The sequence below is a fragment of the Candidatus Methylacidiphilales bacterium genome (genome assembly GCA_028713655.1).
Taxonomy (GTDB): domain Bacteria; phylum Verrucomicrobiota; class Verrucomicrobiia; order Methylacidiphilales; family JAAUTS01; genus JAQTNW01.
The window spans coordinates 58771-72592 of sequence record JAQTNW010000013.1; the positions used below are offsets into that span (position 1 = coordinate 58771).

At 55.0% G+C, this 13822-nt stretch carries 8 protein-coding genes; 1 reads left to right on the plus strand and 7 read right to left on the minus strand.

Annotated features, from left to right (window positions below; genetic code table 11):
• Nucleotides 1–16: 16 nt before the first annotated feature.
• Complete coding sequence (locus PHD76_05995; protein ID MDD5261384.1) at nucleotides 17–2212, minus strand: bifunctional rhamnulose-1-phosphate aldolase/short-chain dehydrogenase; 2196 nt, start codon at nucleotides 2210–2212, stop codon at nucleotides 17–19.
• Nucleotides 2213–2366: 154 nt separating this feature from the next.
• Nucleotides 2367–3188 carry a DeoR/GlpR family DNA-binding transcription regulator gene (locus tag PHD76_06000; GenBank protein MDD5261385.1) on the minus strand — a complete coding sequence of 274 codons (822 nt, stop codon included), beginning with the start codon at nucleotides 3186–3188 and terminating at the stop codon, nucleotides 2367–2369.
• A gap of 365 nt (nucleotides 3189–3553) precedes the next feature.
• Between PHD76_06000 and PHD76_06005 the strand changes: the two genes are divergently transcribed.
• On the plus strand, nucleotides 3554–4807 hold the full coding sequence (locus PHD76_06005; GenBank protein ID MDD5261386.1) for a trehalase family glycosidase: 1254 nt from the start codon (nucleotides 3554–3556) through the stop codon (nucleotides 4805–4807).
• Nucleotides 4808–5050: 243 nt separating this feature from the next.
• Here PHD76_06005 and PHD76_06010 read toward each other — a convergent pair whose 3' ends face one another.
• From PHD76_06010 to PHD76_06030, 5 genes are all read right to left on the minus strand, one after another.
• Nucleotides 5051–6670 carry a glycoside hydrolase family 127 protein gene (locus tag PHD76_06010; GenBank protein MDD5261387.1) on the minus strand — a complete coding sequence of 540 codons (1620 nt, stop codon included), beginning with the start codon at nucleotides 6668–6670 and terminating at the stop codon, nucleotides 5051–5053.
• A gap of 360 nt (nucleotides 6671–7030) precedes the next feature.
• Nucleotides 7031–9127: a discoidin domain-containing protein gene (locus PHD76_06015; protein ID MDD5261388.1), complete on the minus strand. Its 2097-nt coding sequence runs from the start codon at nucleotides 9125–9127 to the stop codon at nucleotides 7031–7033.
• A gap of 341 nt (nucleotides 9128–9468) precedes the next feature.
• Nucleotides 9469–10236 (minus strand): PEP-CTERM sorting domain-containing protein, encoded by a 768-nt coding sequence (locus tag PHD76_06020; protein ID MDD5261389.1) that lies wholly within the window; start codon nucleotides 10234–10236, stop codon nucleotides 9469–9471.
• Between the two features lie 290 nt (nucleotides 10237–10526).
• Nucleotides 10527–11573 (minus strand): LacI family DNA-binding transcriptional regulator, encoded by a 1047-nt coding sequence (locus tag PHD76_06025; protein ID MDD5261390.1) that lies wholly within the window; start codon nucleotides 11571–11573, stop codon nucleotides 10527–10529.
• A gap of 468 nt (nucleotides 11574–12041) precedes the next feature.
• On the minus strand, nucleotides 12042–13822 hold a 1781-nt coding region (locus tag PHD76_06030), incomplete at its 5' end, for a putative Ig domain-containing protein (protein MDD5261391.1).

Genomic DNA, 13822 nt, shown 5'->3' on the forward strand with positions numbered 1-13822 from the left:
AGGGCCGTGGTCCGTCCTACCTTAAAAAGGCCTCGTGCAAGCCGCCGTCAACGGTGATGACTTGTCCCGTAGTCTTTGACAGGCGCTGCGAGACCAAAAGAAAATAAGCTTCCGCCTGGTCCGCCGGTGTGATCGGAGATTTGGTCAGCGTCCGATCCGCGTAAAATTGCGCAAGCTTTTTGACAAGCGATTCGGTCGCCTCGCTGTCATCGTAGGGGATTTTATATTTTGCCAGCGAGCCGATGACACGGTCGCGCGGGAACATTGCGCTGCCCTGCACGACCGTTGCGGGCGCGACGCCGTTGACGCGCACAAGCGGCGCCAGTTCAACAGCCAGTTCGCGGACCAGATGGTTTGCGGCGGCCTTGGAGGCATCGTAGGCAAGCGACCCCTTTTTGGAGACAACAGCGTTTGCGCTCGTGGTCAAAACGAGGTTGCCTCTTAGATCCTGTTCCTTCCAGATTTTTGCAGCTTCGTCCGCGACCAGGTAACTGCCCGTGACATTAATGTTGAACGTGAGCGCCCACTTGTCGTCGGGGATATGGCCAGTTGTATCGCTTGGCACAAAAATCCCGGCTGTCACGCAGATCGAATCGAAACCGCCGTAGGCGAGCGCGACCTGGTCCAGCATCTTGCGGATGCTTGAGCGGCTTGTGATGTCGCAGCCGAGCCCGATTGCCGGGCCGCAGTTTGAAATCCCCGTGCCGGCGACGCCGATCCCGACTCCGAACTTGTCCGTGATTTCCCTGGCGGTCGCTTGGGCGGCGCTTTCGTTCAAATCAACGCAAACGATATGTGCGCCCTCCCGCACAAGCCGGTGTGCGGTTTCCTTTCCGATGCCGGAGCCCGCGCCGATCACGACAATGATTTGACGGGCGAGTTCTTTCTCAGCCGGCATCCGTTTCAATTTGGCCTCTTCGAGCAGCCAATATTCGATGTCAAACGCCTCCTGCAGGGGCAGGGAAACGTATTTGTCAACCGCCTCGGCGCCGCGCATGACTTCCACTGCGCAATTGTAGAATTCCGCCGTGACGCGGGATTCGCTTTTGTCCTTGCCCCAGGCAATCATGCCAAGGCCGGGAACCAAAATCACCGTTGGGTTCGGGTCGCGCATCGCGGGCGAATTCGCATGTTTGCATTTTTCGTAGTAGGCCGCGTAATCCTTGCGGTATTGGGCGAGGCCATCGGCGAGTTTTTTCTTCAATGCGGAGGCATCCTCGGTTTGCGCATCCCATGCGACGTAGAGCGGTTTGATTTTTGTGCGCAGGAAATGGTCGGGGCAGCTTGTGCCGAGCCCGGCCAGGCGGGGCGCATCATTGGAATTCACAAAGCGCAGGATCTTTTCATCGTCCTGGATTGTTGCGATGAAACGTTTCTGCTGCGAAACCTGCCCGCGCAGCCACGGCAAAATGGCGGAAAAGACCTCGTTTCGTTTTTCGGGCGCGAGTGTCTGGAATTTTTGTCCGCCAAACGCGGCTTTATCGCCGCCTTTGTCCGCGTATTTCCTTTCAATGAACAGAGCCGCGCGCTCGATGAAGTCCTGGGTGCGCAGGTAGCATTCCGCGTCATCGTCCGACCAGGAAATGAAGCCGTGCTGGCCCATCATGATCGCCTTTGCCTTTGGATTGCGTTTGCAGATTTCCTGCATTGCCAGGCCCAGTTCGAATCCCGGGCGCATCCACGGGACGTATTCCATCTCGCCGCCGAAAATTTCGCGGGTCAATTTTTCGCAATTTGCGGACGCCGCAATGGCAATGACTGCATTCGGGTGCATGTGATCGACAAATTTGGCGGGAATAAAACTGTGCAACGGCGTGTCGATGGAGCTGGCGCGCGGGTTTAAATTGAAAGTCGCATGGTTGTAGGCCGCGACCATGTCGTCTTCGGCCTGGGATTTGAGGCCCTTGTCCGAGCGTGCCGCATAGGATTTTTGAAGCCCGATCAATTTGGATTGGTACAATGAGGAAAAATTTTCGCGTTTGCTGGTCCGCAGGTCCCCGCCGGAGCCTTTGACCCAGAGCACCTCAACCTGATCTCCGGTGAGGGGATCTGTTTCCATGAACTTTGACGAGGTGTTGCCGCCGCCGGTGTTGGTGATGCGCTGGTCGGCTCCCAGTATGTTTGAGCGGTAAACAAGACGGCCAAGCGGATCCAGCTTCGATGCTGTGGTATCATCCCAGGTATAGTTCACATGTTTGAATTTTGTTGTCATGGTCTTTTTGCCGGTTGAGCGAGTTGTGAGCGGTGATTCTTTGCAACAATTTATTATATGACCGATCTCGATCATATAAACGCAGCCGAGGCCGTCAACAATAAATTGCAAGAGATTGAAAACGAAGCGGCAAAAACTCAGCAAGGGGGGAATTTCACCGCTTGGCGGGCGGCTGGCGGTTGGCCGCTTTACGCTTGTCCAAAGCGGAAGAGTACCGCGCCTCAACGATCCGGATGCCCGCCTGCAGGAGCTCCCGGCGGGGAACTTCGGTCAGCAAAACATCAACCTTGTTCCAGGGCAGAAGAAAGTGCGGCGCGTTTCGTCTGAGTTTGCGGCCATCCAGGCAGAAGATCGCGAGCCTGGTTCTGCGAATGACGGCTTGTTGCTGCTCAACGATTGCAGCCTGCGAGTTCCAAATACCGTTCGGATTCATGGCCTCCGCCGACAGAAAGGCTGAGTCAAACCGCCAAAACTTCAGGCTTTTCCGGGCTATTTCTCCCAGCAAAACGGATTGGCGTGAAAGAAGCCGCCCGGCAACCAGAAAGACTTCCACGCCGGGAATTCCGGCCAGCAGTTCGCCGATGGGAATATTCGAGGTGACGATTTTGAGCGGCACGATTGGATGCTCGCGAAAGGCCTCGGCGATGGCGTAAATGGTGGTCCCGGCGTCAAAAAAGCAGGTGCTTCCTGGCAAAATATAGGAAAGTGAGGCCTTTGCAATTTTTCTCTTCGCCGACTTTGATTGATCGCGGCGCTCGGAAAAGGATGGGAAGCGGCTGTCGTATTCCGATATGGCGCCGCCATAGGTGCGCCGGACTTTTTTTTCTTTTTCCAAGCCTGACAAATCACGCCGCGCGGTCGCCTCGGAAATGCCCAGGCGCCGGCAAAGTTCCTGCACCGGCAGGTACCCATATTGGGCAATCATCGTCACCAGCCGCTCGCGGCGCGCCTCCACGAGGTGGCGTGAAACCCTCATCCGGATACGCTAGGATTTTTATGATCGTAGTCAATCATACAACATTCAGGCAAACGCGCTTGCCTTTTCAAGGGCTGCATGGAATTTCACGGTTCGAATGAAAAATGTTGCAAAGCCGCTGCCGGAGGAGAATATCGTAAAAACCACCCTGGTTCACCATGAACATGAACCTAAATGGAAAATCCCGGCTAAAACGAGAGAATGGAAAAGACATGAGTAATGCCTTATCCCTTGCCAGCGCAAAATATGATTGAAAATAAATACAAGGATGACAAGTGGACAGGTAGGATGGCAAACGCCGCCGACACGGCGGTTTTCAATCATCGATGCGGCGGCAATTCCATCTCCCATATTGTGACCCACCTATGACGTCTGAAAGCATTGACAGTACGCAAGTAAACAGCGTTATCGATTACATCCGTGCCAACTGGCCCCGCTCGATCTACCGCGACTCCAATGGCTCCGGTTACAACGGCGAGGATCTGCCGTTCCCGTACAGTTCCCCCTGCATCAAAGGGGAAGGCCATTATTCCTATTTCTTCTACTGGGACACCTACTTCACCAACCTGGGTCTCCTCCGCCACGGATATATCGAGACCGCGAGGGATAACATCAGGAATATGCTCTGGCTCATCCAACGCCAAGGCTACATGCCCAACCACGTTGCACTCTATAACCGCTCGCAGTCCCCCTATTTCTGCCGTATCGTGCAGGATTACTTCGCCGCGGGCGGAAACGATGCATTGCTTCCGGAATGCGCCAATGGCATCCGCCAGGAATACAATTTCTGGACTACCGCCAGGAATACCCCCATCGGACTCACCCAACACCGCCATCACGAAACAGCGGACGGCTGCGCGGAGTTCTATGACAGCATAACCAATCGCCTCCATTTCCTGGCCAAGGATGCCTCCACCTCCGACAAAGTCCGCATCGGTGGCCACTATATGGCCGAAGCAGAGGCCACGTGCGACTTCACTCCACGTTTCAGCCGTCGCTGCCTCGATTTCTGCCAGGTGGATCTGAACGCCCTACTTTTCGAATACGAACTCGTCCTCGCCGACTACAGCCAGCGCCTTGGCTGGGGCGACCACAAACTCTGGCTGGGGCGTAATGCCGCCAGGCGTGAACGCATGAACCGCTACCTTTGGAATGAGGAACAAGGTCTTTTTCTTGATTACGATTTCATCAACCAGCGTCCAAGTGACGTTCCCGCGCAGACCGGTTATCAGACGCTCTTCTGTGGTTTGGCCACGCCGCAGCAAGCCGCACGCATGGTCGCCAACCTCCCGCTCTTCGAGCGCGACCATGGCATGGCTTACACTCCTGAAATGCCCGGTTGCCGGGACTACCAATGGGCATTCCCCAATGTCTGGCCACCCATGGTGTGGATGATGGTGGAAGGCCTGCGCCGGTACGGCTACGAGCCGGAGGCCCTCCGCCTCGCCCGAAAGTACGTTGCCACCACCATCCGCCTCTTCGAAAAGACCGGGCAGCTCTGGGAGAAAACCGATGCCGCGACCGGCGAAGTCGCCGGCGGCGAATACACCGCAGCTCCGATGCTGGGCTGGACTGCGGGCGTGTTCGTCGCGCTTATCGACTACATTCGTCAGAAATAGACAATTTAGAGCGGTTTGGATGTTCAGTCCCAGAGAGGGATGGCGCATGGCGCGAAAACGCGCCATCACCCAAAAGACTTATGGGACGACAACTACACAACTGCGCCAGCACAACGGCGGCGCAGCGTTTACGAGGTGGCGTGAAACCCTTATCCAGATACGCTAGGATTTTTATGATCGAAGTCAAAAATACAACATTCTGGAAGTTTTGACAGGTATAAGGGTCGGCGCGTTGGCTGCAATTCATGCGACAAATTTAATCATCTTTGAAAAGAGCACATGCCGCCGGTCCTTCATGGCTTCATCATCCGACAGATAGATAATGTCATTGAATGGCTGCAACTGGGCCGATTCTTCCGCAGTAACAGGCTTCCCCGTTGAATCCACTCGCTGGCGTTCCGCCAAAACGAGTGGTCCCCGGCGATAGCGATAGAGCTCTTGTGCAGATCCTGATACCCGTCGCGATTCCTGATGGGTTGGCATATCGAAGCGAGCATCTATTTCCGACATTTGACCCGGCATGATTGGCACGCTCCAAAAGGGTGCGTCGTTAACGGGCGTCATCAGCTCGTTGTTGACCAATATTTTCACAGAATTCAGATCCACCCATGAAGGCATAAACCAGCGCAAAGACAACGGGCCCAGTGTTGGTGCGGTTTGAATTTTGATCTTGAAACAACCCTCCCTGGGATAACCTGTGCTGCACTCCATGATCGTGACCCCGGATGACTCGAGTTCTTCCACCCGGAAAGAAAATGGAAACAGCAATGTCAGCGCGCCTTCATCCACCAGCAAGGCATGTTGCGCCGCATAAGCAAGTCCCACGGCGCCCCGCATATTGCAACACCATGTGACATCATAGACTTGGTTGCACAAATCCGGACCTCCAGCACCCACACAACAGTCGCAGCCAAATCCGCCGTGCGGCTTCTGGGCATAGCCAAGCGCATTATAGTAAATGGAGTGGGCATCTTGAATGTATTCGCAGCGCCCGGTCTTTTTCCATAACTCCATGGCAATAATAAAGGAATCCACAATCGCGCAGGGTTCCGTCCACTCCGGACGATTAAACCAATTATAGTTGGCGTAATTCTCCGTCATCGCCTGTTCACGATAAAGCCGGTACAGCCGTTCCGCTGCAACCAGCAAACTCTCGCCCCCTGCCTGATCATGCCACGCCAAAAGATTGCGCGCCGTAGTCAACGTCGCATGAGTTTGCGCGGAGACTGCCACCAAATCCAAACCCGCAAAACATTCCGTCATTTCCTCAATCAAGGCGGATATCCAACTCTCCTTCAGCAAACGACGGGCGGGAACCAATCCCTCCAGTGCAATGAAGGCGCAGCCCACATCGGTTGACAGGCGCCAACCGTTGCGTATCGATTCCATGCGAGTGCCGGAGTGCTTTCCCTGCAAAGTTCCTTTGGGATCAATCGTATAATGAGAAATCATCCGTCCGAGGAGCGGCTTATAGAGCTCGCAGGCCATTGTTCTGGCCAACGCCAGGGATTGTTCTTCGCCTGAGAACTCATAGTACGCCAGCAAGGCCGCTACCAGCCAGCCGTGGCCGGCCAACTGTTGTTCGTCAAATATTCCTTCGGGCAGAACCTCTCCAAGATAGCCTCGCGCATTGAAATGTTTCGGCAGCGCTTTTAGGATTGAATCAAGGTGCTTCGCGCGGCGTCCGGTCACGCGTACCAGTTGAACCAGGTCCAGAATCACACGACCGGGATAGTCACCGGGCCACTGTTGGTTATTATCTGTGGAAGCAAAAACGGATTCGGGGCAATACTCCTCCCGTTCCAAACGATCAAAATTGCGATTCAATCGATAAGCCAATTCATCCTGAATTTGTAACTTCATAGGCGTAAGGGATGCGGCGGTTCTTGAAATTAATTGCATAAAGGTGGAATTGCCAGACGAAAAGCCCGCATTTCTTCCACTCAGGCGGGAATGCGCGCAGCGCCGACCTGGCGGATGTGTCCCGTACCCGGGCTCCGGATGAATGTTTTTAGAATGTCCTGCCTTCAGGCGTTAACCACTGAGGGTCGAATTCCCCGCCGCTTGCGGCGGGGAATTCTTATTTTGCGACTTACGGTGAGCCAGTTACGTTGTCGAATGTGGCTGTTTGAAACCTTGATTTGCCTATATTTACATTGAGCGGCTGGGTAGGCGGTTGCCCCCATGCAAGAGGGCAACCCGTCGAAAGAGCGCATTCTCCAATCAATGAGGTATGATCTGGATGCCGCAGATTCCCGACCAATTGCTCGGAGTCAACGAGATCGTCTTGCTCGAGCCGCTCTGGTTTGCATAGACGACATAGTTCCCGGTCATATAGGTTCCATTTGTCGAAGTCACCTGAATATATGAAGCCGGTTGGCCGCTGCCGCCGACCGTGCTGTAATAATACGTGGTCGGTGATCCCGACAACGAGACCGTCCCCGTCCTCCCCGTCTGGTCAGACTCCAGATAAACCACCACATCATAGTTGCTGTAGGGAATCGAGCTTACTGTGACCGCAGGCGAACCGGCGTAATAAGCCTGAATCTCACCCGCAAAGAGTTTTTGGTTGGGGGTAAGGCCGCTGCCCGAATTTATCAAGGAGGCTGTGGCGGAGGCAAACGAACTCAACGTCACTCCTGCCGCAGTCGATCCCGTGGAATCCTTCAACAGAGACGACGTGGTTTTGTTGGCCCCCGTAAAGACATTCCAGTTCGCGACCGCGTACCCCGGCGCTCCGGCCACATCCGCAGGCTGCAATTGTTGCGCCGTATTCGAGCCCGCAAGATTGATGCTGACGGGTGTGGATGTGGATGTGGATGAGCCGTACACAGCAAGCTCCCAGAGCGAATAGCCCCAACCCGTGCCGCGTTGGGTGCCGTACATGCGGACATAACGACCGCTGCCGGAAAGCCCGGTCAGGTCGTTGACCCCGCCCGTGCCGGTTGTGGTGCTGTAGATCGTGGTCCAGGCACTGGCATCATTGGAGACTTGGATTTGGTAGGCACTGGCATAGGCATTCTCCCAGGTAAGCTTGACTTCGTTGATGCTGTGCGTCGCACCCAAATCCACATAAATCCACTGCGGATCACTAAATTGGCTGGACCAGCGGGTGGACAGGTTGCCATCGACTGCATTGGACGCTGGATAGCTGGTGGACTCCAGCGATGAGGCCGTCGCCGGCTTGTTTAACGCAAGATTTGGATTGCCCGAACTGTTCACCGTCAAGACCAGCGTGGCCATGCCGGTGCCATTAGTGTTGCTGGCACTCAAACCCACATTGAAGGTGCCCGACGCATTGGGCGTACCGGAGATCAAGCCAGTCGAGGTGTTCACACTCAACCCGCCAGGCAAACCGATGGCATTGTAACTCGTCGGACTGTTACTGGCTGTGATCTGATAGCTGAACGCGTTGCCCACCGTGCCGCTCGCTGTTAATGCACTGGTGATCGTTGGCGCAGCAGCGGGAGGCAGCGAATAAACCCGGACCCAATCGACATTCAAGGATGAGTTATTGACCATCCCGGTCAACGGCCAGCCGCCGCCGAGGGCATAATCGATCATGACATAAAAGGGTGCCGTCAGATAACTGGTCGGGGTTGAAATTTGGTTGGTTTTAACGCCGTCGATATACCAGGTGATATGCGCCGGATCGACCTGGCAGCCATAGATATGATAGCCCTGCCACGGATAAAAGCCTCCGGGCAATGGAGTTCCGGGTGAATAAAGATATGGTAGCGTCTGATTCTGGCTCCCGTCGGTATTCCAGTTGTGCGAGGCCTCCTGGATAACAGCTTGAAGATTGCCGGGTGTATTACAGACACCATACCACTCGAAGATGTCGATCTCCTCACCCTGCACACCCGATCCCCAGTTCGATTCAGCCAGCCAAAAGGCGGGCCAGGCACCCGTACCGGAATTGGGTATCTGACATCTGATTTCAAAATAACCGTATTGCTGGGAAAAGCCGGCATGAGTGGTATCCATGGACGAGAGGTTTCCCGAATGCCAGTTATTGGAAGCGTCCAGCCAGGCTTTGTTGGACAAAATTCCACCGCTGACGCTGAAAGCGTTGGCGTCCCATTGCGACGCAGAATAAGCACCCGCTGCTCCGTACGGCGGCCAGTAGTACCATGTTGAAGCGCCCTTGGGAGAACTGGTGGTGACGCTCAAGCTGTTGAACTCATCGGCAAAGGTGAGCGTATAACCGGTCAGGTTGATGTCCGACTGCGCCTGGACTTTGGCGACCGGAATGGAAAATGCCGCCAGGGCCAGGATTACGAGGATACAGGCTTGAATCAGGGTTGTTCTTATTTTCATGTTAGTGTTCATGCTCCTTATTGTTATGATCGCATTACTGGATACAGTTCCGGGCAAAAAAATATTAGAGGATTTATTACGGGACAAAGCTCCGCTTATTCTTGGGTAAGCAAATCCCCCGCATTCCCCATGATCATGTTTTTTCATCAATCTCGTAACGCCCGAAGGAAATCAGGCGAGTTTTTAACGTCGGCGAAGGCTCAAGCAATTTACAGTGGCGTTGCGCCACTCCCCACCCTGGACAACATGTTGCCCATCCCAAAAGTCCGCTGTTGCGAACCGTCCTAACTTCTGAATTCTTAATTCTGACTACTGACTTCTGATCTCTGACTTCTTTCCGCTCACACTTTGCGGGCGCTGAATCTCCGCAACACCATGAGCAGCCCCAAACCGCCCAGCATCATCGCGTAGGTGGAGGGTTCCGGAACGGCCGAAACGATCTGAACGCCTGCAAAGCCGGAATTGTTGTTGCTGCCGCCGCCATCGAGAATGCCCGAATCCAGCAGGAACTGCTGGGTGCCCGTCAGGCCGGTGAATACCACATAGTTACCGCCATTCACATAGGTGCTGGCACCGGCATCCGTATATGCGATGGAGGTGCTGTTGGAAGCAATATCAGCGTTGCTTGTATAAAAGTTCGTTGTGCTCTGCCAAACTTTCGAGTTATTACCGGCGTTGCGGGTGTAAACATAGATGTCATAGGCAGCATATGGAATATTAGTCAGCAGAAGCGCCACACGATTGTTTGCAACTGTTCCTGTGGCATCCGCACTGTACGGTGATTCCAGATGGCTCGAATACAAATCCTGTAATCCCTGGTCGCCTCCTGGGCTGCCGCCGCCAACATTCCCGTTGGAGGTGTAGGTCAAGCTCAATCCGCTCACCGTCGCACCGGTGGAGTCAACGAGGCCGGTTATACCGGACCCGGAGCTTGCAGCTTCACTGTTCCAGTTGGTTGCCGATACCGCGCCGGCTGAGATAGTGGATGACAAGGCGGTACCTGTACCACTGAATTGGATGCTGACAATTTGTGCCTGGGCTGCGCCGACAAAGGCCGCCAAGGCAAAGACCGTTAAAATAAACACAAGGGAATGATGGTTTGTTTTCATATTTTCCACATGAGCTGTTTCGATTATGAGTTTCCCCCTAATCACAAAGTTAAATTGCCAGAATCGACATTCAATGGCCAGAAAAGCGGTACTTTACGTCAAGTAGGAAAAGCACGGCAGCACGTTGGAGTGCGCCAGCAGAGCGTGGCGACGACGGCGCTTTTTACTCGCGACGCATGTCGGAGTTCACTCGCGACGCATGTCGGAGTTGTCTTTTGCCGGAAAATCAAATCGGTGTCGCGCCTCCGGCTTCCCACCACACTCCACATCGCGGTCATCCGTTCATACCGCTATTCCGTCCTTGGAATCAGGAGAGTGCGTCCGTTCTGCCATGAACCGCGGACTAGCCGGGTGGAAGGAATGACAGGCACGCCGAATTGGCGGTTTTGAATGAGGGAAATCACCGACTCGGCCGCCAAACGCCCTACTTCCCTCTTGTTAGCGTAGATTCCGGCCCAGTCGAGGACGTCATCCTCGATTGCAAGATGCACAATACCCAGCTCGTCTGGAACGCGAAATCCGGCATTTTTAGCCCATTGCACCAATCGGTTATCGAGTCCAATCACCACCTCGGGGCGCTCCCGTTTCAGCCATGCCGCAAACGCCATCCCTTTGGCTTCATCCTTAATTAAATAAGGAAAGAACAAAGGCGGAATCCGCTGTGATTTGGGAGTTATTGAATCAAAATAGAGTACCATGGAGGCAATCACATGCCCTGAAAATCGCTCTGCCTCCTGTGTCAGGCAAATCCCAATGCGCCGATAACCGAAGCGCTTGAGTGATTTGAAAGCCAGCAGCAAGTTGAAATGGATATCTGTCGTGATTCGATGGAGCGCAGGCAACAGCAGCCCGCCTCCGATACAAACGGACGCCAGATGATCCATGTTTAAGCGCATGTGCCGGGCCGGATCGCTTACAATAATTCCTTCGATGCCTTGCTGGTAGATAATCTGGGAAATCCGGCGCATCGTCAAACCTGGTTGCCACATCCATATTTCTTCAATTCGATAGCCGAGTTCGAATGCGCGCTCCCGCGCGCCTTCTAAATACGGGGTATGGAATTTGTATTTGTGCCAGGTGTCTTTTTCCTTGTTGGTATTGAACCAGACAATCGGCAGCAAATCCTTGGATGCAACCTGCCGGATGGCGGTCATCCGGGTGGCGAGACGGGCATCGGGAGCATAGTTCAATTGGCGTGCAATTTTAAGAATGCGCCTGCGGGTTGACCTGCTCACACCAGCACGGTTCTGCAAGGCGAAGCCTGCAGCTGTCTTGGAAACTCCCGCCGCCTTGGCAACATCACCCAAACTGGCTTTTGAGGATTTCCTTTTCTTCACCTAACGGGAGCATCGCAAAAAATGGGCAAAAAGGAAATCTTTTGATGACTCACTGACAAGTTTGGATCAAGCCCTTCCATCTGACAAGTATCAGAAAAATTTATCAGGAATCCGGGCTCGATTTCCTACGCGATACCTCGCCAAAGCGCATCCGACGCCGGGCTGCTCCCATGCAAGAGAGAACCCGTGGGCATATTTACTTCAAGCTCAAATTATCCAAAATGCTGGAGGCCGTCTTGCTGTTGTCGTGCGACAGCCCGCCATTTCTGTCGTTCTCTATGATCTTGTTTTTTTCAATCAATCTAAATGCGCCTGAAAGAAATCGGACGCGCATTGAACGTTGACGAAGGTCCAAGCAATTTTTAATGGCGAACTGCATGTAGGTTTTTAGAATGTCCTGCCTTCAGTCGTTAATCACTGAGGGTCGAATTCCCCGCCGCTTGCGGCGGGGAATCCTTATTTTGCGACTTACGGTGAGGCTGTCACATTGTCGAAGGTGGCAGTGCTTAACGTGGTGTTATTGTGGCTGCACACCGGCAGACCTATATAGACGTTCGTTCCCATCGCGATGGTTAGTGGTGTTCCGACCTGGGTCCACGTTGTGCCGTCAGGGGATGTGTATCCCGTAAATGTGTTGCCGCTGCGCGTCACCCGCACCCAATAGGGCGCCGCTCCGGCCCCTCCTGACACATTCTGCGCGCCCGCGCCCGCCGTTGTCCGATATTGATACGCCAAGCCATTGCCTGGCGTTACCAGCATCGCGGCATAGGCTGAACCTGCGGTCAGGTCCGAACGGATCATGACCCCGGCTTTGGCCCACCAATCGGTGACGGTTTGCGTCACCACCCGCGCGGTGATGCTGCAATCGCCGCTGGCCGGCTGATACACATACTGGAAGGAATCGGCATTGTTCCAGATGTCCGCACCGCCGCCATTGACCGTGAACACGCCGCCCGAATAGCTCGAACTTCCAGTCACTCCCACCGATCCAATGTCCTGGTTGGTCCACGGTGAAGGCAGTCCGCCGGCGGAAGTGTTGACGATCTGGATACCGTTAAGGCCGCCGTTGCCAGGTGCTCCCCAAGCCATCGTGAAGCTGCCCGCCGTCAGGCCCGTGTAGTGAACGTAGTTGGCGCTTGGCAGCGTCGGCGGGGTGCCCGTCCCATTCCAAGTGCTGGTGGCTACAGTCCAGGCGGAACCGCCACCCTGCGTCAAGAAGCTGAAATACTGCGCCGAGCCGCCCGATGGCGTCAGTGAAACGGTTTCATTTCGGCCCGTGGCGTCAATGGCCGCATACACGTAAACGTCATACTGGGCATAGGGTATTCCGGAAACAGTCAGGGTCGGAGCACCGGGCCAGCCATTAAAAAGCTCACCCGAGGCCAGCTTTGCGTTGCCCGCAGGCGACGCGGAAGATCCCCCGCCACGATAAGTCCCGTTGGCACTGCCGGTCAGCGTCGTGCTGGTGGCTGATCCGGAGTTGTCCGTCAATGCCACATTGCTAAACGAAGCGCCTGCCAGTGCATTCCAATGGCTCTGGGCCACGGTTGAAAGCCCAGCCGAGTCCGTTGCATTCAAGGCGGTTTGGCCGCCCACAAACTGGATCCCAATTGAGGCTCCGCCGCCGCCGGATGGATTCACGGTTAATACCAGCGTGGCCGTGCCAGTGCCGTTTGCATTGGTGGCGCTGATCGTAATGTTGCTGGTGCCTGCCGCACTCGGCGTGCCGGAGATCAAGCCTGTCGATGTATTCACTGACAGGCCTGAAGGCAATCCGGTGGCTCCATAGCTCGTTGGACTGTTGCTCGCGGTAATCTGATAGCTGAACGCGCTGCCCACTGTGCCGGTGGCCGTCAGGGAACTGGTGATGGCTGGTGCTGACCCACCGGATCCTCTGGCCACAATCTGGATACCGTTAAGGCCGCCGTTGCCAGGCGCCCCCCAAGCCATTGTGAAGCTGCCCGCCGTCAGGCCCGTGTAGTGAACGTAGTTGGCGCTTGCCAGCGTCGGCGGGGTGCCCGTCCCATTCCAAGTGCTGGTGGCTACAGTCCAGGCGGAACCGCCGTCCTGCGTCTTGAAGCTAAAGAACTGCGCCGAGCCGCCCGATGGCGTCAGTGAAACAGTTTCATTTCGGCCCGTGGCGTCAATGGCCGCATACACGTAAACGTCATACTGGGCATAGGGTATTCCGGAAACAGTCAGGGTCGGAGCACCGGGCCAGCCATTAAAAAGCTCACCCGAGGCCAGCT